The organism is Novosphingobium sp. BAM6, assembly GCF_057784955.1.
Genome location: NZ_JBYNTR010000001.1, coordinates 138,657 through 157,729 on the forward strand (window position 1 = coordinate 138,657; position 19,073 = coordinate 157,729).

A 19,073-nucleotide genomic window follows, 5' to 3' on the forward strand; every position below is an offset into this window, starting at 1 on the left:
AACGGATAAGACAATGACCCTGAGCACTGTCACCGCCGCTAACGGCATCGTCACTGCGCCGCATGCACTGGCCGCCAGAGCCGGGCGCGATGTGCTGGCGGATGGTGGCAACGCGGTCGAGGCCTGCGTCGCCGTGGCCGCGACGCTGGCGGTGGTCTATCCGCATATGACCGCAATCGGCGGCGACGGTTTCTGGCTGATCCGTGAGCCGGATGGCAAAGTTCACGCGATCCACGGCGTCGGCGGCGCGGCGGCGCGCGCGGACCTGTCGCTCTACGCCGGGCTGGAGAGCGTGCCATTCCGGGGACCGCTGGCGGCGAACACGGTAGCGGGCACGATCTCGGCATGGGAAGCGGCGCTGGAGACGGGCGGCGGCGCCCTGCCGCTCGCTCGCCTGCTGCGCGATGCGATTGCCTATGCCGAAGCGGGCGTGCCGGTGACGGCGGGGGCGCAGGGCATCGCCGAGGGCAAGGGCGGCGAACTACGGGGCCTGCCCGGTGCCTATGCGGCGACGTTCGAGCCTGAGGGGCGACCGCTTCGCGAAGGCGACACGCTGCGCCTGCCCGCGCTGGCGAAAACCTTGCAGCGGCTGGGCGAAGAAGGCCTCGACAGTTTCTATCGCGGGCCGCTGGCCGCCGATATCGCTGCCGATCTGGCTGAGCTGGGTTCTCCGGTTTCCGCTGCCGACCTTGCCGCGCATCGCGCGACGCGGCCCGAGCCGCTGTCAGTGGGGATCAAGGGCGCGCGGCTGTGGAACACCGCGCCGCCGACGCAAGGGTTTGCCTCGCTGCTGATCCTCGCGCTGTTCGACCGGTTACAGGCCGCAGCGCCCGATGGCTTCGATCACGTCCACGGTCTGGTCGAGGCGACCAAGCAGGCGTTCCTGCTGCGCGACCGGCATGTCGGCGATCTCGATTACACCGCGTTCGACTTTCAGGGCCTGCTTGACGATCCGGCGGCGCTCGATGCCATGGCGGCCAAGATCGCCCCGGCGCGCGCGCTGGCATGGCCGCAGCCGCCGCAGTGGGGCGACACCTGCTGGTTCGCCGCCGCCGACGCAGACGGGCGCGTCGTCTCGTGCATCCAGTCGACCTATTTCGAGTTCGGATCGGGCCTTGTGCTGCCGCGCACCGGGATCACCTGGCAGAACCGGGGCGCCTCGTTCCGGTTGGCGGAAAGCGGCTGGAACGCGCTGAAGCCGGGACGCAAGCCGTTCCACACGCTCAACCCGGCGCTGGCGACGTTCGAGGACGGGCGCGTCATGGCCTATGGCACGATGGGCGGCGAGGGCCAGCCGCAGACGCAGGCGGCGCTGTTCAGCCGTTATGCCCGTTTCGGCAGCGACCTTCAGGCAGCGATCTCGGCGCCGCGCTGGCTGCTGGGGCGGACCTGGGGCGATGTGACGACCTCGCTCAAGCTGGAGGACGGCTTTGACGAGGGGCTCTACACTGCGCTGGCCGAGGCCGGGCACGATGTCGAGCGCGTGGGAGGCCTAACCGCAACGATGGGCCATGCTGGCGCGGTCGTGCGTTTGCCGGACGGCAGCTTCGAAGGTGCGACCGATCCGCGCAGCGATGGCGAGGCGGCGGGATGGTAGACGCGCTCCCTCCCGGTGGTGCCCGCGCCGTCGTGCGCTGCGATGCGCTGAAAGTCACGCCCTATTCGGACATGGAGGGCGGGCTGTTCCGCGCCTACCTGACGCCCGCCTATGCCGCCGCGCAAGGAACTGTTGCGGACTGGATGGCCGAGGCGGGGATGACCGTGCGCCGCGATCCGGCGGCGAACCTTGTGGGCCGTTATCAGGGCGCAACGCCGGATGCGCCCGCGCTGATGATCGCCAGCCACCTCGATTCGGTGCGCGACGGCGGGGCCTACGACGGGCCGCTCGGGATCATGCTCGGCATCGAGGCGGTCGCGGCGCTGTATGCCAAGGGTCGGCGCCTGCCCTTCGCCATCGAGATCTATGCCTTCGGAGACGAGGAAGGCTCGCGCTTTCCCGCCGCGATGCTCACCAGCCGCGCGGTGGCGGGCACGCTGGAGCCAGAGGCGCTCGATCTGGCGGACAGCGCGGGCGTGTCGCTGGCCGAGGCGGGCGTCGATCTGATCGATTACCTTTCGGCCAAGCGCTCGCCCCGCGAGATTTTCGCCTATCTTGAAACGCATATCGAACAGGGTCCGGTGCTGGAGGCGGCGGGGCTTGCCGTGGGCACTGTCACCGGGATCGCCGCGCAATTGCGCTATGGCTTGAGCGTAAAGGGCATGGCCGGGCACGCGGGCACCACCGCGATGCCGTTGCGCCGCGATGCCATGGCGGGGGCTGCCGAGATGGTGCTCGCCGCCGAGCGGATCGCCCGCGCCGATGCTTCCGATCTTGTCGCGACGGTGGGCAAGCTGGAGACGCTGCCGGGCGCGGCCAACGTGATCGCAGGCGAGGTGCGCTTCACGCTCGACGTGCGTTCGGGGGATGGGGCGCGGCGCGACCGGGCAGCGCTCGATATCCTGACCGCGTTCGAGCAGGTCGCGTCGGATCGCGGCCTGACCCTCGACGTTTCGCTGATCCACGACCTTGCACCCAGTCCTTGCGACCCGGCGCTGATGGACCTGATGGATGCGGCGCTGGCCGATGCCGGGCAGCCGGTGTTCCGGCTTGTTTCGGGCGCGGGCCACGATGCCATGAACATGGCGGCGCTGTGCCCCACCGCGATGCTGTTCGTGCGTTGCCGGGGCGGGGTGAGCCATAACCCGGCAGAACATGTCGAGCCTGCCGATGCGGATATCGCGCTTCAGGTCATGCTCGGTTTTATCGACCGCCTTGGAGCGACGTATGATGCCTGATCTGGACCCCATGCTCTTCGGCGAGATCGACCCGCCCCAGCGCCTGCTGATGGGCCCCGGCCCGGTCAACGCCCACCCGCGGGTGCTGCGCGCGATGAGCGCGGACCTGCTGGGCCAGTTCGATCCCGAGATGACCGGCTACATGGAGCAGGTCATGGCGCTCTACCGCCCGATATTCGGGACACAGAACCGCTGGACGATGCTGGTTGACGGCACCGCGCGCGCCGGGATCGAGGCGGCGCTCGTCAGCCTCGTCGCGCCGGGCGATACCGTGCTGGTGGTCAACTTCGGGCGCTTCGGCCTGCTGCTGACCGAGATTCTCCAGCGCATCGGCGCGCGGATCGAGACCGTTGAAGCGCCGTGGGGCGAGACGGTGCCGATGGACGCCATCGCCGAAGCGATCCACCGTACCGCGCCGCATCTGGTGGCGACGATCCACGGCGATACCTCGACCACGATGGCGCAGCCGCTCGAAGGCTTCGGCGCGCTGTGCCGCGCGGCGGGCGCGCTGAGCTATGTCGATGCGACGGCGACGATCGGCGGCATGGAACTGGCGGCGGACCGCTGGGATGTCGATGTCGTCACCGGGGGCCTGCAGAAGTGCCTCGGCGGCCCGTCGGGCTCGGCGCCGATCACGATTTCGGATGCGGCGGCAGAGCGCATCTTCGCGCGCCGCCATGTCGAGGCGGGCATCCGCATGCCGGGCCTTGCCGACGGGCAGGGGCCGCGCATCGGCTCGAACTATTTCGACCTCGCGATGATCATGGACTACTGGTCCGAAAAGCGCCTCAATCACCACACCGAGGCGACCTCGATGCTCTATGCCGCGCGCGAATGTGCCCGCGTTGCGCTGGGCGAGGGGCTGGCGGCGCGCTATGCCCGCCATGCCAGCGCGGGCCGGGCGATGACCGCTGGCCTGCGCGCGATGGGCCTGACCGTGTTCGGCACCGATGCCACGCGCATGACCAACGTCACTGGTGTTCATATCCCTGAAGGGCTTGACGGCGAGGCGGTGCGCCGCGCCATGCGCGAGCTGTTCGAGATCGAGATCGGCACCGCATTCGGGCCGTTGCAGGGCAAGATCTGGCGGATCGGCGCGATGGGCTACAACGCGATGCGCCACAAGGGACTGGCAACGCTCGCCGCGCTGGAGGCGTGCCTGACGATGAACGGCGTGACCGTGCCGCTGGGCGAGGCGGTGCCTGCCGCCATCGCCGCCTGGGATCAGGTCGCGTGATGGAGCGCGATCTTGTCGGCTATGGCCAGACGCCGCCCGATCCGCGCTGGCCGAACGGTGCGCGGGTGGCGGTGCAGTTCGTCGTCAATTACGAGGAGGGCGCCGAGAACTCCGTCCTCAACGGCGACAAGGGCTCCGAGGCGTTTCTGTCCGAGATGGTCGGCGCGCCCAGCCACCCCGACCGGGCGATGGCGATGGAGAGCCTCTACGAATACGGCAGCCGCGCCGGGTTCTGGCGCCTGCATCGCCTGTTCACCGAACGTAGCCTCCCGGTGACGGTGTTCGGCGTCGCCAAGGCGCTGGCGATGAACCCGGAAGCCGTCGCGGCGATGCAGGCGGCGGACTGGGAGATCGCCAGCCATGGCCTTCGCTGGATCGACTATCAGTACGTGCCCGAGGACGAGGAGCGCGCGCATATCGCCGCCGCCATCGCCCTGCACGAGAAGGTGACGGGCGCGCGTCCGCTCGGCTGGTATCAGGGGCGTACTTCGCCCAACACCGCAAGGCTCGTCGCCGAAGAGGGCGGGTTCCTCTACGATGCCGACAGCTATGCCGACGATCTGCCCTACTGGGACCGGCGGTATGGGCAACCACAACTGGTCGTGCCCTACACGCTCGACGTCAACGACATGAAGATTGTCGCGCTTAACGGCTTTACCGAGGGCGAGCAGTTCTTCCGCTACTTGCGCGACACCTTCGATCAGCTTTGCGAGGAGGGCGGGCGGATGATGTCGGTCGGCCTCCATGCGCGGATCGCCGGGCGACCGGGGCGCGCCCGTGCGCTTGCGCGGTTCCTCGATCACGTCACGCAGAGCGGTGAGGCGTGGGTCGCCCGCCGCATCGACATCGCCCGCCACTGGATGGAGGTACACCCGGCATGACCATCAACGATCCCGTTCTTCTCGCAGAAGTCACCGCCGCCTTCATGGAATACGAGCGGGCGCTGATGGAGGACGACATCCCGGCGATGGATGCGCTGTTCCACGAGGCGCCGACCACCAACCGCTACGGCGTGGGCGAAGTGCTCTATGGCATCGAGGAGATCCGCGAGTTCCGCAAGGGGCGCGGGGGCTCGCCGCAGCGCAAGCTCGGCAAGGTCTCGATCGTCGTCTACGGCGATGCTTGCGCGACGGCGGATGCGGAATTCTTCCGCGAGAACAGCGAGAAGCGCGGCCGCCAGACGCAGACCTGGGTCAGGTTTCCGGAAGGCTGGAAGGTCGTCTCGGCCCATGTCAGCCTGGAGGGGAGCACACACTGATGGCGCTGTCGCACGCCGCCCTGTTCGAGCACAGCCCGTGGGTGGAAGCGCGCGCCGATGCCGCGCCGTCTTCGGGCGACCGCTGGGCGGACCTGATGGCGGTGGTCGAGGGGGCGAGCGCCGACGAGCAACTCGCGCTGATCCGTGCGCATCCCGAGCTGGCGGGCAAGGCGGCGATGGACAGGACGCTCACCGATGCCAGCGCGGCGGAGCAGGCCAGCGCCGGGCTCGACCGGCTGACGCCCGACGAGTTCGCGCGCTTTCACGAGCTGAACGCCGCCTATCGCGCGCGCTTCGACATGCCTTTCATCATCTGCGTGCGGCTGACCGACAAGGCGGGCATCCTCGCCGCGATGGAGGCGCGCCTTTCGCATACCCGCGAGGCCGAGATCGCCACTGCGCTCGACGAGATCGGCAAGATCGTGCGCCTGCGTCTTGAGGACATGCCATGAGCGAGACCCCTGCCAGCGGCCCGATCGGGCTTCCCGCGCTCGAAGCGCAACTCGCGCGCCAGCTTGCCTTGATCGGGCATGGCGGCGAGGACTGGACGCGGCCCCGCATACATCCCGAAGGGCACGTCTACGATGTGGTGATCGTCGGCGGCGGGCAGAGCGGCCTTGCCGCCGCGTTCGGCCTGCTGCGTGAGCGGGTCTCGAACATCCTCGTCATCGACGAGGGCGCCGAGGGCTTCGAGGGGCCGTGGGAGACCTATGCCCGCATGGTCACGCTGCGCACGCCCAAGGGTTTGACGCCGATGGACTTCGGCGTCCCCGCGCTGACCGTGCAGGCCTGGTACGAGGCGCAGCACGGCGCGCACGGGTGGGAGGTGCTCGACAAGATACCGCGCGGGCGTTGGATGGACTATCTGCGCTGGTATCGCCGGGTGCTGGCGCTGCCGGTGCGCAACGATACCAAGCTGTCGCGGATCGAGCCGCTGGCCGCCGAAGGCCTCCACCGCCTGCACATCGAGGGCGCCGCACCGCTGCTGGCGCGCAAGGTCGTGCTTGCCACCGGCATTCAGGGCGGCGGGGAGTGGTTTACGCCGGACTTCATCCGCGAGGGCCTGCCGCGCAAGGTCTATGCGCACACCAGCGAGCCGATCGATTTCGCGGCGATGGCGGGCAAGCGCATCGGCCTGCTAGGTGGCGGCGCCTCGGCGTTCGACAATGCCAACATGGCGCTTTCGCTGGGCGTCGGCGCGGTCGAGGTGTTCATGCGGCGCAAGGCACTGCCGCGCGTCAATCCGATCCGCTTCATGGAGCGGGTGGGCTTCACCGCGCGCTATCCCGCGCTCTCGGATGCCGAGAAGCACCGGGTGATCGGCAGTTTCCTCGGCCATAACCAGCCGCCGACCAACGACACCTTCCAGCGCGCCGCGTCATGGCCGGGCTTTGCGCTGCATCTGGGCGCGCCGTGGCTGAGCGTGGCCTATGAGGATGAGGAAGTCGTGGTGACGACGCCGCAGGGGCAGCACCGCTTCGATTTCGTGGTGCTCTCCACCGGCCTCGTCAGTGATCCGAAACTGCGTCCCGAACTGGCCGAGGTGGCCGATGCCGTCGCCTGCTGGCGCGATCGCTACACGCCGCCCGCAGGGCAGGAGAACCCGCTGATCGACGCGCATCCCTATCTCGGCCCCGGCTTCGAACTGACCGCGCGCCACGCCGCCGATGCCCCGCGCCTGCATGGCCTGTTCGCGTTCAACTATTCCGCACTCGTCAGCCTTGGTCTCTCCGCCTCGGCGCTCTCGGGGATGAAGACCGCGCTGCCTCGCCTGATCCGGGCGGTGGCCGATCAGCTGTTTCTTGATGACCGCGAGGCGCTGATCGAGGAATTCGTCGCCTATGACGAGGTGGAGTTCCTCGGCGAATGGCCCGTTGCGGTAGAGGGAGCCGCAGCATGACCAGTCTTTCCACCCACGTTCTCGACACCATGCACGGCGGCCCGGCCGAGGGTGTCGCGATCCGGCTGGAGAGTGCGGACGGCGCGCCGCTTCATATGGGGCAGACCAATGCTGACGGACGTTGCCCTGATCTGCCTGCTATCGCGCCGGGGCGCTACCGACTGGGCTTTGCCGTGGCGGACTACTTCCGCGCGCGCGGTGTCGATCTGCCCGCAGTGCCGTTCCTCGATGTGGTGAACATCGATTTCGGGGTCTCGGAAGAGGGCGGGCACTATCACGTCCCCCTGCTCGTTTCCCCTTACGCCTATTCGACCTATCGCGGGAGCTGATGTGAGTATCGCCTTCCTTCTCGACGGCGAAGAGGTGCGGATCGAGGAGGTCGATCCCACCGCGACGCTGCTCGACCATCTGCGCTACCGCCTGCGCCGCACCGGCACCAAGGAAGGCTGCGCAGAAGGCGATTGCGGGGCCTGCACGGTGCTGGTCGGCGAACCGGCAGAGGGCGACGCGATACAGTGGCGCGCGGTCAACGCCTGTATCCAGTTCCTGCCGATGCTCGACGGCAAGGCGCTGATGACGGTGGAAAGCCTGTCGAAACCCGATGCCGTGCTCAATCCCTTGCAGGTGGCGATGGCCGAGAACGGGTCTTCGCAGTGCGGCTTCTGCACGCCGGGCTTCGTGATGGCGCTGCAAGGCCGCGCGATCGGCGCGCTGGGGCACGAACTGGCACTGACGGACGGGCTGGCGGGCAACCTGTGCCGCTGCACCGGCTATGGGCCGATCCTCGCGGCGGGCAAAGCAGTGTCGGAACTGACGCAGGATGATACCGGGCTGGCCGCAAGGCTGCGCGAGCTGGGTGAGGAAGGTGCGTCGGGGCAGGCAGGCACACGGCAATGGTTCGCTCCGCGCAGCCGTGCCGCGCTGGCCGCGATCCTGGCCGAGCATCCCGAGGCGCGGATCGTCGCGGGCGCGACCGACGTGGCGCTGTGGGTCACCAAGGCCTTGCGCGATCTCGATACGCTGGTGTTCCTGGGCGATGTGGCCGAGTTGCGCACCATCAGCGAGACTGAAGCGGGCCTCACGCTGGGCGCCGCCGTGCGCCATGCCGAGGCGCATCCCGCCCTCGCCCGCCTGCACCCGGATCTTGGCGAGCTGTGGCGGCGCTTTGCCGGATTGCAGGTGCGCAGTGCCGGGACCATTGGCGGCAATATCGCCAACGGCTCGCCCATCGGCGACGGCCCGCCCGCGCTGATCGCGCTCGGCGCCACGCTGACGCTGGGCAGCGCGTCGGGCACGCGCACGATCCCGCTAGAGGACTATTTCCTCGGCTATGGAAAACAGGACCGCGCGCCGGGTGAGTTCGTCGAGAGCGTATTCATTCCGCACCCCGCGCTTGATGCGGTGATCCACATCGCCAAGCTTTCGCGCCGGTTCGACAGCGACATATCGGCGGTCTGCGGCGCTATCGCGCTGACGGTGCGAGAGGGCACGATCACCGCCGCGCGTGTGGCGTTCGGTGGCATGGCGGCGACCCCGAAGCGCGCGAGCGCCTGCGAGGCTGCGCTGACCGGCGCGCCTTTCGCGATGGCGACGATGGAGGCAGGCGCGGCGGCGCTGCACGAGGACTTCACCCCGCTCGACGATGTGCGCGGCTCGGCAGCCTATCGTCTTACAGCAGCGGGAAACCTCCTGCGACGGCTGTACTTGCGTGAACAGGGACAGGCGATCTCGGTGCTGGATGTCGAGCCATGCGAAGAGGGCGCCCCCCATGGCTGAGCGCGATCCCGCCTGGAAGGGGCTCGCCAAGCCCTCGCACCCGCACGATTCGGCAAGGCTCCATGTCGCCGGCGCGGCGCGCTATGCCGACGATCTGCCCGAACCTGCCGACATGCTGCATCTCGCCTTCGGGCAAAGCAGCGAGGCGCACGCCCGGATTGTGGCGATGGACCTTGCCGAGGTGCGCGCCGCGCCCGGTGTCGTCGCGGTCTACACCGCCGCCGACATTCCCGGCATCAACGATGTCAGCCCGGTCGCGGGCGATGATCGCCTCCTGGCCGATGGCGAGGTGATCTGCCACGGGCAGGCGCTGTTCCTCGTCGCTGCGACCACGCGCGAGGCCGCCCGCCGTGCCGCGCGTCTGGGCAAGGTCGAATACGAGGTGCTGACGCCGCTTCTCACCATTGCCGAGGCGCGCGCCGCAGGCTCGCTGATCGAGCCGGCCCAGCGCATGGCGCGCGGCGATGCCGCTGCCGCACTGGAGACCGCTCCGCGCCGCGCCTCGGGCGCTTTCGCGATGGGCGGGCAGGATCACTTCTATCTCGAAGGCCAGATCGCGCTCGCCATGCCGGGGGAGGACGGGCAGATGCATGTCGTCTCCTCCACCCAGCACCCCAGCGAGGTGCAGCATCTGGTCGCGCACATGCTGCACCTGTCCTCCGCCGATGTGACCGTGGAAGTGCGGCGCATGGGCGGCGCGTTCGGCGGCAAGGAGACGCAGGCCGCGCTCTATGCCGGAGCCGCCGCGCTGGTCGCCGCCAAGACCGGGCGTCCCGCCAAGATCCGCGCCGACCGCGACGACGACATGGTGATGACCGGCAAGCGCCACGAGTTCGAGGTCGCCTATGATGTCGGCTTCGATGACGACGGCCACCTGCTCGCGCTCTCGCTGCGGCTTGCCTCGCGCTGCGGGGCTACGGTCGATCTCTCGCCCGCGATCAATGACCGCGCGATGTTCCATGCCGACAACTGCTACTGGCTGCCCGACGTGGAGATCATTTCGGAGCGCCTCAAGACCCACACCGTCTCGGCCACCGCGTTCCGGGGCTTTGGCGGCCCGCAGGGCATGCTGGCGATCGAGCGGATCTGCGATCATGTCGCGCTGGTGCTCGGGTGCGATCCGCTCGAAGTGCGGCTGGCCAATCTCTACGGGCCGGGGCGCGAGGTGACGCCCTATGCGATGGCGATTGCCGACAATATCGCGCCTGCGCTGATCGCACAGCTTCGCCAGACCTCGGACTACGACGCGCGGCGGGCGGGCGTGCAGGCGTTTAACGCGGCGAACGCCGTGCTGAAGAAGGGCATCGCGCTGACGCCGGTGAAGTTCGGGATCAGCTTCACCACCACGCACCTCAATCAGGCGGGCGCGCTGGTGCATGTCTATGCCGACGGCTCGATCCAGGTGAACCACGGCGGCACCGAGATGGGGCAGGGCGTCTACGTCAAGGTGGCGCAGATCGTCGCGGACGTTTTCGCGGTGCCGCTTTCGCAGGTGCGGATCACCGCGACGCGCACCGACAAGGTGCCCAACACCTCGGCGACGGCGGCGAGTTCCGGCGCCGACCTCAACGGCATGGCCGCGTTCAATGCGGCGGCGGCGATCCGCGAGCGGCTGGTCGATTTCGCCGCCCGCACCTTCGGCTGCGCCCCGTCCGATGTGCTGTTCACGCCCGATGGCGTGGTAGCGGGCCGTGAGGTGCTGTCCTTCGCCGCGCTGGTCCGCAAGGCGCATGTCGGGCGCGTCTCGCTCTCCTCGACCGGGTTCTACGCGACGCCGGGCATCGAATACGATCGCGCCGCGCACAAGGGCCGTCCGTTCTACTATTTCGCCTATGGCGCGGCGGTGTCCGAAGTGGTGATCGACACATTGACGGGTGAGCATCGGGTGCTGGGGGTCGATATTCTCCACGATGTCGGCAAGTCGCTGAACCCGGTGATCGACCTTGGCCAGATCGAGGGCGGCTTCATTCAGGGGCAGGGCTGGCTGACGACAGAAGAGCTGGTGTTTGACGCCAAAGGCCACCTGCTGACGCACAGTCCCGCCACGTACAAGATTCCCACCGCCTCCGACCGGGCGCGGCGTTTTCGTATCGACCTGTGGCAGGGCGAGAATGTCGAGCCGACGATCAACCGCTCCAAGGCGGTGGGCGAGCCACCCTTCATGCTGGCGATCTCGGTGTTCTCGGCACTGACCGAAGCGGTCGCGGCGACGAACCCGGCACGTCGCGAGGTGCCTGCGCTCGATGCCCCGGCCACGCCCGAGCGTATTCTGGCCGCGATTGCGGAGCATGGTCCATGCTGACCTCGCTGATCGGCAGCCTCAACCGCCTGCGTGCCGCCGGGGCGGTCGCCGTGCCCACGGCGATGGTCTCGATCTGGGCCAGCGAAGGTTCGGCGCCGCGCGGGGGCGGCACGAGGATGCTGGTCACGGCCGAGGGGCAGGAAGGCACCATCGGCGGAGGCCAGCTGGAATATCGCGCCATCGAGCAGGCCCGCGCGCTGCTGGCGCTGCCGCCGGGGACATGGCGCGTGCAGGACTATCCGCTCGGCCCGCTGCTCGGCCAGTGCTGTGGCGGACGGGTGCGGCTGCTGGTCGAACATCTCGATCCCGCGGCGCTCGACTGGGTGCAGGATGCGGAGGCGGGCGCGTTGCTGGTGACGCAGCTTTACGAGGATCGCATCGAGCGCGGCGCCTTCAAGCGTGAGCGTGCGACGCACCAGTCCGCGCGGGGTGAGCGTCCCGGCGTCGGCACCCGGATCGTCGAACTGGTGGGTGAGCGCCCGCGTCCGTTCTACCTGTTCGGTGCAGGGCATGTCGGGCAGGCGATCGCGCGACACCTCACCGGCCTGCCGATTCAGCTGGCGTGGTTCGATACCCGTCCGGAACAGGCTCATCTCGACGGGGTGACGGTGTTGCCGGTGGAGGAGATTGCGCAGTGCGTGGCCGAGGCGCCTGCCGAGGCGGCGGTGGCGATCCTGACGCACGATCACCCGCTCGACTATCACCTGACGGTGGCGGCACTCCGTCGCGATCCGCTGGCCTTCGTTGGCCTGATCGGATCGTCGACCAAGATCGCGCGCTTCCGCTCGCGCCTGCTGGCCGATGGCGTTTCCGAAGCGGCGCTGGCGCGCCTCACTGCGCCCATCGGCCTGCCGGGGATCGTTGGCAAGGAGCCGGACGTGATCGCGATCTCGGTGGTCGCGCAACTGCTGCAATTGAGAAACCGATGACTTTGAAGGCCTTTCGCGGCGAACTGCTGTCCGTTCCCCATGATCCGCGCGACAACCCGGAGGTGGTGCGTCACGATCCCGACGGGTTGCTGGTGGTGGAGAACGGCCTCGTCGTCGCGCGCGGTGCCTATGCCGATCTCGCACCGCGCTTTGCCGAGGTGCCGGTCGAAGTGCTCCCCGGCCTCGTCATCCCCGGCATGGTCGATGCGCATGTCCACTACCCGCAGACCGACCGTATCGCCTCGCATGGCGAGCAATTGCTCGACTGGCTCGACCGGCATATCTTCCCGGCAGAGAAAGCCTTTGCCGAGCGCGCCCATGCCGATGCGGTGGCGGCGTTCTTTCTGGGCGAGCTGCTGCGCAACGGCACGACCAGCGCGCTGGTGTTCCCGACCGTCCACGAAGGCTCGGTCGATGCCTTGTTCGAGGCGGCGCTGACCCGCGACATGCGGATCGTTTCGGGCAAGGTGCTGATGGACCTCGGCCCTGAGGGCTTGCGTGATACCCCTGCCAGCGGACGGGCGGAGAGTGAGGCGCTGATCCGGCGCTGGCGCGGACGTGGACGGCTGGGTTATGCGGTGACGCCGCGCTTCGCGCTGTCGTGCAGCGATGCGCAACTGGCCGAGACGGGCGCGCTGCTGGCCGCGCACCCCGACGTACTGCTGCACACGCACCTGTCGGAGAACCGCCACGAGATCGCCGCTGTCGCCGCGCGGTTCCCCGAGGCGGCGGACTACCTCGACGTCTACGACCGCTTCGGTCTGGTCGGCCCGCGCTCGGTCTTCGCGCATGGCGTGCATCTGTCGGAGCGCGCCTGCGGGCACCTGCATGACAGCGGCGCGGGGATCGCGGTGTGCCCCAGCTCCAACCTGTTCCTCGGCTCTGGGCATTTCGACTTCGGACAGGCGGCAAGGCACGGGTTTCGCCTTGGCCTTGGCACCGATATCGGCGCGGGCACTTCGTTCTCCTTGCTTTACACGGCGGGCCTTGCCTATCAGGCGGCACTGGCGCGCGAGGATCGGATGGACCCGTTCCACGCGCTCCATCTGGCGACGGCCGGCAGTGCCTCGCTGCTGGGCATCGCCGACCGCGTGGGCGCGCTGGCCGAGGGGCAGGAGGCCGACTTCGTGGTGCTCGATCCCGCCGCCACGCCGCTGATGGCGCGGCGCACGCACGGCGCCCCCCTTGCGGACCGGCTGTTTGCCATGCAGATTCTGGGCGATGACCGCACGGTCGTCCGTACCTACCTGAGGGGCCAGCTGGCCCACCAGCGACACTGACAAAAGACGCAACGATCCATGACCATGACCGCCCCATTGACCTTCGCACTTCCTGCCGATCTCGACGCCTTCATCGTGGGGCTGCCCAAGGCCGAACTGCACCTGCATATCGAAGGCAGCCTTGAGCCCGAACTGATGTTCGCGCTGGCCGAGCGCAACTCTGTGGCGATCCCCTATGCCTCCGTGGAAGACGTGCGCGCAGCCTATGCCTTCTCCAACCTGCAGGATTTCCTCGACATCTATTACGCCGGTGCCTCGGTGCTCTTGGTGCGGCAGGACTTCCACGATCTGGCGATGGCCTATTTCGAGCGCGCCCATGCTGATGGCGTGCGCCATGCCGAACTGATGTTCGACCCGCAGACCCACACCGATCGCGGCGTGCCCTTCGCCGACGTGATCGAGGGGTTGCTTTCCGCCATGGCCGAGGCCGAGGCGCGCTTCGGGATCACATCGGCGCTGATCCTCTCGTTCCTGCGCCACCTCTCGGAAGAGGCGGCGTTCGAGACGCTGGCGATGGCCGAGCCGTGGTTGGACAGGATTGCGGCAGTGGGCCTCGATTCCTCCGAAGTCGGCCATCCGCCTGCCAAGTTCGAACGCGTGTTCGCTGCCGCGCGAGCCAAGGGCCTGAAGATCACCGCGCATGCGGGCGAGGAAGGGCCGCCGGCCTATGTCCACGAGGCGCTGGACCTGCTCGGTGTCGACCGGGTCGATCACGGCAACCGCGCACTGGAGGACGAGGCGCTGGTGGCGCGGCTGGTGGCCGAGGAGATGACGCTGACGGTATGCCCGCTGTCGAACTACAAGCTGTGCGTGGTCGATAACCTTGCCGATCACCCGCTGGACCGGATGCTGGCGCTGGGCCTGAAAGCCACGATCAATTCGGACGATCCGGCCTATTTCGGCGGTTACGTGGCGGACAACTATCGTGCGGTGGCGGCAGCACGCGGCCTTTCGCGTGAGGCGCTGGCGACCTGCGCGCGCCACTCGTTTACAGGATCGTTCCTGCCCGAGGCGGCGGTGGCGAAGCATCTCGCCGCCATCGAGGCATTTGTGTCGGAAAGCTGAGTTTTACCCCAGGCGTTCGGGCACCGAGCGGGCTTCTTCGACGATGGCGTTGCGGGTGCCCACCGATTCCCAGGGGAACACGAACCAGCGCTTGTCCTCGTCGCGGTCGATCTCCTCGCCCCACAGGTCCACCGTGGCGCGCGAGCGGGTGTTGTTGAGCACGACCGCGAAGCGCAGGTTGTCGGCATTGCAGCCCGCGCCGCTCAGCAGTTCGCGGATGTAGAGGATGGTGCCGCCCGAATCGTTGATGTCGTCGACGAACAGCAGGCGCTTGCCTTCGCCGCTCATCCCCGCGACCTTGCCCAGCAGTTCGTCGGCGAAGCCGGGAACCTTGGCGGAATGGTCGATCGAGAGCATCGGCAGTTCGAGGCCGTGCGAGATATAGACCGCCGGAACCAGCCCGCCGCGCCCCACGCCGATCACGAAGTCGGGCTTCCAGCTGTCGGCGGCGATCCGCGCGGACAGTTCGCGCACACGCGAGAGGAAGCTGTCGTAGTCGATGTAGTGGAGCTGGGGCTCGGCGGTCTGCGTCATGCGTGCGAATCCGGTACAATGGGGTGCTGTCGAAGGGTTCGATTACCGCCTGCCTGCCTTGGGGGCAATCCGCAGCTCCATCAGGCCGCTTCCATCGGACGGTGCGAGGCAGGATAGGCGAGGCGGGCAAAGCCGGTCTCGATCTCGGCCAGCGCCATCGCGGCGGCGTGCGAGGGCGTGCGGGCGCTGGCGGTACACAGCGCCAACGTCATCGGGCGCAGCACCGGGTCCGAGATGGGCGTGAACGCCAGTTCGCCGCGCTGGACTTCGGACATGACGTCGAGCGAGGTCAGTACGCCCACGCCAAGGCCTTGCCGGATCATCGAGATCAGCATCTGGATATTGTCCGAGCTGGCGCGCTGGTCCAGTTCGGCGCGGGTCGCCCCCGCGAGCACCGCGATCTGCTGGCTGACGGCAAGCGGCGCGGCGGGCATGACCAGCGGCATCCCGGTGCAGGCCGAAAAACGCGCCTCGTCGCGGCCCGCCAGCGGATGATCGGGCAGGGTCACGAAGCCCAAGCCGATCTCCACGAAGGCGCGCACCTGCAGGTCGCGGTAGCTGTCGGGCTCGAACAGGATGCCGAAATCGACCTCGCCGCTGGCAACCGCGCGGCGCACGCCGTCGTTCTCGGCCACTTTTACGCCCAGGGTAATGCCGGGATAGCGATCCTGCACCGACTGGATTGCGGCGGGCACCGCGCCCTTGGTCAGGGCATCGATCACCGCGATGTCGACATGGCCGCGTTTGAGGCCGCGCAAGTCTTCCATCTGGGCGCGCACGTCGAGCATGTTCTTCTGCCAGCGCCCTCCCGCGGCCATCATGATCTCGCCCGCCGCCGTCAGCCTGAGGCCCGTGGGCAGGCGCTCGAACAGCGGCATGCCGATCTGCGCCTCGACGTTGAGGATCTGCCGGTCGATCGCCGAGGCCGAAACGTTCAGCTCGTCGGCGGCCTTGCGGATCGAGCCGAGCCGGCCGACTGCCATGAAATAACGCAGGAAACGCGAGAACGCGGGCATCTGGGAAGGGTGCTCTCATTTTTGCAATGATGTGTCGGATTCATTGCGTTTGCGGGCAACAAGTCAAGCCCATAGTCTCCGTTTTCAGAATGAAAATAAGGCCGTCTGGCGCAGAGCCGTTTCCGAAAGGACGCTCTCACGCAAGGCGGCTGAGCGCGCGCACGCAAGGTCGACCAAAAGGTCGATCCGGCCCCGTGCGGCACAGGGAAGACCGGCGACCGGCGGCGTCAGACCGCATGGGGCCGGGGCATCGGGATGGGGTGTCGGACAGGCGCGATTGACGATGGGGCTCGTGGGAAAACCGTCCTGTCGCCTCACATGGGGGTTTGGAAAGTTATGGTGAAGCTTGGGTTTGCGCCGTCGCGTCGCGGCGCGCTGGGTCTTGTCGCGGCGATGCTGGCCGGTACGGCACTGTCGACGCCCGCGCTGGCAGAAGAGGCCGGTGCCGCAGGTGTGAACGCGCCGGTATCGTCTGATGCGGCCAGTGCCGCCGCCGTTGCTGTCACGGCAGCGCCCGCGCCCGCGCCTGCCGCTGCACCTCCTGCCGACGATGACAGCAGCGACGGCAAGGAGATCATCGTCAAGGGCTCGCTCGGCGCCCTGCCCACCATCGCCGTCAGTTCGGTGTTCGGCTTCAACAAGACCATCGCCGAAACGCCGCGTTCGGTCTCCAGCGTCACGTCCGAGCAGATGGAGCGCTTCGGGATCACCCAGATCTACGACCTCGTGTCGCAGGCGCCGGGTATCTTCACCAGCTCGTTCTTCGGTACGGGCGGTGCGCTCGACATTCGCGGCGCGCCTTCGGATGTCTATTTCCGCGGCATGCTGCGCCTCGACAATCCGGGCAACTATTCCACCCCGATCGGCGCGGCGGAGCGCATCGACATCGTGCGCGGCCCTGCCTCGGTGATCTATGGCCCGTCGAAAATCGGTGGCTACATGAACTTCGTGCCCAAGACCGCGCGCGAGGCCAACGGCGACTATTCGGACGATACCACCGGGTTCGTCAGCTACGATGGCGGCAGCTGGAGCCGCAACGTGATGAAGGCCAACGTGACCGGCCCCGGCAAGATCGGCGACCACGAGTTCGGCTACAGCATCTACGGCGAAGTCGAGCATTCGGGCAGCTACTACAACAACGTGTTCACGCATAACGCGCTGTTCTCGGCCTCGTTCGATACCGACATCACCTCGAACCTGCGCACCGAATTCGGCGCGATGTACCAGAAGTACAACTCGGTGCAGAACAGCGGCTGGAACCGCGTGACGCAGGATCTGGTCGACCACGGAACCTACATCACCGGAGAGGGCACCCAGCTCGACACCAGCGGCGACGGCAAGATCAGCCGCGAGGAAGCCGCAGCCGCCAACGGCGGGGCGGGCCTGACGTTCTACGGCAGCTATGCCTGCGGCGGCGACGATACCTCGGCGGGCTACAGCAACGCCTGCCTTCTCGCCAATCCCGATCTCAACCTGCAGAACGCGGGCACTACCCATATCAGCGGCAAGCAGACGCTGACCGGTCAGGACGACCGGCTCAACAATCGCCAGAAAACCGCCTATTTCGACCTGATCTGGACAGGGGCGGGCAACCTCCAGATCACCAACAAGATGTTCTACGACGGCGGCAAGAACCTGAACGAGAACGCCTATGGCTTCGCGCAGGCGTTCAATTCCTACGTCATGGAAGACAAGCTGGTGATCTCCGACCGGTTCGACACCAAGGCGGCGAAGATCTCGCTCCAGCTCTCGCCCTCGGTGCGCTACACCCACTTCCACTTCGCCGACGATTACGGTGTGGAACTGTGGAACCGTCCCGACATCACCGTGGGCTACGACGCCACCTCGACCCGCCTGCTGGCGACCCAGTGCGACTGCGACTATTCCGACTACGTGATCGGCCACTATACCGATTACGGTATCGCCGGGCTTGTCGATCTCGACTTCAACATGGGCCTCGATGTGATCGGCGGCATCCGGTATGACAGCGTTCACGCCAAGTCGACCGCGATCCTGTCCAAGTACGCGCCGGGCGATATCGCGGGTAACGTGGGCGACTATGGCGATGACATGACGCCGAGCGAATCCGGCACCGAGGGCGGCGTTTCGTGGAACGTCAGCGTCTCGTACAAGACGCCGGTCGGCCTGATCCCCTACTTCACCATCTCGCGCCAGAGCACGGTGGTGGCGGGCGAGGGCTCTGAACTCTATCTCGCCAACATCAAGAACGGCGCGGTGCTCGGCAAGTCCAAGCTGATGGAAGGCGGTCTCAAGGGCGAGTTCCTCGACAAGAAGCTCTATGCCGCCATTTCGGTCTACAAGCAGCAGCGCACGGCGGCGGCGGCGGAAAGCTCGCTGACCAACCAGATCCTCCAGACCAAGGGCATCGAGGCGGAAATGCGCTGGGCGGTGGATCGCCACCTGCTCGTTACCGGGGCCTTCACGCACATGAAGGTCTACAACATCGGCGCGTATAACGCCGGATACTACTTCAACTACTTCGGGGCCGAAGACATGATCGCCGCGGGGGCTGATCCGGCCCTCAGCTTCGGTGGGTCGGAGTTCGGCAATGTCTACATGGACACCAAGGGCAAGACACGCCGTCCGGGCGAGCCGACCAACGTGGCCTCGGCGACGGCGACGTATGCCTTCGACAACGGCATCGCGATCAACGGGGATCTCAGCCACGTCGACTCGGTCTATGCGGACTATGCGCAGAACATCAAGCTGCCCGCCTACTGGCTGCTCAACCTCGGAGCCTCGTACACCACCGGGCCGTGGCTGTTCCGCGCGGTGGTGAAGAACGTCAACAACGCGCGCTACTTCCGTGCGGGCGGTCAGGATCTGTTCGGCGCGGATATCGTGCTGCCGCAGCTGCCGCGCAGCTGGCAGGCGACGATCGAATACAAGTTCTGATGCAACCGGACCGGGCAGGGTGGGG

At 67.6% G+C, this 19,073-nt stretch carries 16 protein-coding genes; 14 read left to right on the forward strand and 2 right to left on the reverse strand.

The genetic code is table 11. The features are described 5' to 3' along the window. The first annotated feature begins 13 nt into the window (after positions 1-13). The 13 genes from AC3EC3_RS00755 to AC3EC3_RS00815 are packed head-to-tail and all read left to right on the forward strand — an operon-like array spanning position 14 to position 14,582. Positions 14-1,597 carry a gamma-glutamyltransferase family protein gene (locus AC3EC3_RS00755; protein WP_488487833.1) on the forward strand — a complete coding sequence of 528 codons (1,584 nt, stop codon included), beginning with the start codon at positions 14-16 and terminating at the stop codon, positions 1,595-1,597. After that, positions 1,591-2,835, forward strand: a complete 1,245-nt coding sequence (locus AC3EC3_RS00760; RefSeq protein WP_488487834.1) for an allantoate amidohydrolase — start codon at positions 1,591-1,593, stop codon at positions 2,833-2,835. The genes AC3EC3_RS00755 and AC3EC3_RS00760 overlap by 7 nt, the downstream gene beginning before the upstream one ends. Further along, positions 2,828-4,072: a pyridoxal-phosphate-dependent aminotransferase family protein gene (locus AC3EC3_RS00765; protein ID WP_488489162.1), complete on the forward strand. Its 1,245-nt coding sequence runs from the start codon at positions 2,828-2,830 to the stop codon at positions 4,070-4,072. The genes AC3EC3_RS00760 and AC3EC3_RS00765 overlap by 8 nt, the downstream gene beginning before the upstream one ends. Beyond that, positions 4,072-4,953, forward strand: a complete 882-nt coding sequence (gene puuE, locus AC3EC3_RS00770) for an allantoinase PuuE (RefSeq protein ID WP_488487835.1) — start codon at positions 4,072-4,074, stop codon at positions 4,951-4,953. Before AC3EC3_RS00765 ends, puuE begins: the two co-directional genes overlap by 1 nt. Beyond that, on the forward strand, positions 4,950-5,330 hold the full coding sequence (hpxZ, locus tag AC3EC3_RS00775; protein ID WP_488487836.1) for an oxalurate catabolism protein HpxZ: 381 nt from the start codon (positions 4,950-4,952) through the stop codon (positions 5,328-5,330). Before puuE ends, hpxZ begins: the two co-directional genes overlap by 4 nt. Then, on the forward strand, positions 5,330-5,782 hold the full coding sequence (gene uraD / locus AC3EC3_RS00780; RefSeq protein ID WP_488487837.1) for a 2-oxo-4-hydroxy-4-carboxy-5-ureidoimidazoline decarboxylase: 453 nt from the start codon (positions 5,330-5,332) through the stop codon (positions 5,780-5,782). Before hpxZ ends, uraD begins: the two co-directional genes overlap by 1 nt. Then, entirely contained in the window at positions 5,779-7,230 is a 1,452-nt protein-coding gene (locus AC3EC3_RS00785) for an FAD/NAD(P)-binding protein (protein ID WP_488487838.1), read from the forward strand. The genes uraD and AC3EC3_RS00785 overlap by 4 nt, the downstream gene beginning before the upstream one ends. After that, positions 7,227-7,559 carry a hydroxyisourate hydrolase gene (gene uraH, locus AC3EC3_RS00790; protein ID WP_488487839.1) on the forward strand — a complete coding sequence of 111 codons (333 nt, stop codon included), beginning with the start codon at positions 7,227-7,229 and terminating at the stop codon, positions 7,557-7,559. Before AC3EC3_RS00785 ends, uraH begins: the two co-directional genes overlap by 4 nt. 1 nt (position 7,560) lies before the next feature. Next, the gene (gene xdhA, locus AC3EC3_RS00795; RefSeq protein ID WP_488487840.1) at positions 7,561-9,006 is read left to right on the forward strand and encodes a xanthine dehydrogenase small subunit; all 1,446 of its coding nucleotides are present in this window, start codon (positions 7,561-7,563) and stop codon (positions 9,004-9,006) included. Continuing rightward, positions 8,999-11,308 (forward strand): xanthine dehydrogenase molybdopterin binding subunit, encoded by a 2,310-nt coding sequence (gene xdhB / locus AC3EC3_RS00800; protein ID WP_488487841.1) that lies wholly within the window; start codon positions 8,999-9,001, stop codon positions 11,306-11,308. The genes xdhA and xdhB overlap by 8 nt, the downstream gene beginning before the upstream one ends. Further along, positions 11,302-12,237, forward strand: coding sequence for a xanthine dehydrogenase accessory protein XdhC (gene xdhC, locus AC3EC3_RS00805; protein ID WP_488487842.1), 936 nt, complete (start codon positions 11,302-11,304; stop codon positions 12,235-12,237). Before xdhB ends, xdhC begins: the two co-directional genes overlap by 7 nt. Further along, positions 12,234-13,517: a guanine deaminase gene (gene guaD, locus AC3EC3_RS00810; protein WP_488487843.1), complete on the forward strand. Its 1,284-nt coding sequence runs from the start codon at positions 12,234-12,236 to the stop codon at positions 13,515-13,517. Before xdhC ends, guaD begins: the two co-directional genes overlap by 4 nt. 18 nt (positions 13,518-13,535) lie before the next feature. Continuing rightward, on the forward strand, positions 13,536-14,582 hold the full coding sequence (locus tag AC3EC3_RS00815) for an adenosine deaminase (protein ID WP_488487844.1): 1,047 nt from the start codon (positions 13,536-13,538) through the stop codon (positions 14,580-14,582). Between the two features lie 3 nt (positions 14,583-14,585). On the opposite strand, the gene AC3EC3_RS00820 is transcribed toward AC3EC3_RS00815, so the two are convergent. Next, complete coding sequence (locus tag AC3EC3_RS00820) at positions 14,586-15,116, reverse strand: phosphoribosyltransferase (protein ID WP_488487845.1); 531 nt, start codon at positions 15,114-15,116, stop codon at positions 14,586-14,588. An 80-nt stretch (positions 15,117-15,196) separates the two neighbouring features. Next, positions 15,197-16,132, reverse strand: a complete 936-nt coding sequence (locus AC3EC3_RS00825) for a LysR family transcriptional regulator (RefSeq protein WP_260927024.1) — start codon at positions 16,130-16,132, stop codon at positions 15,197-15,199. 336 nt (positions 16,133-16,468) lie between these two features. On the opposite strand from AC3EC3_RS00825, the gene AC3EC3_RS00830 reads away from it, so the two are divergent. Further along, positions 16,469-19,048, forward strand: a complete 2,580-nt coding sequence (locus tag AC3EC3_RS00830) for a TonB-dependent siderophore receptor (RefSeq protein ID WP_488487846.1) — start codon at positions 16,469-16,471, stop codon at positions 19,046-19,048. Positions 19,049-19,073 lie beyond the last annotated feature (25 nt).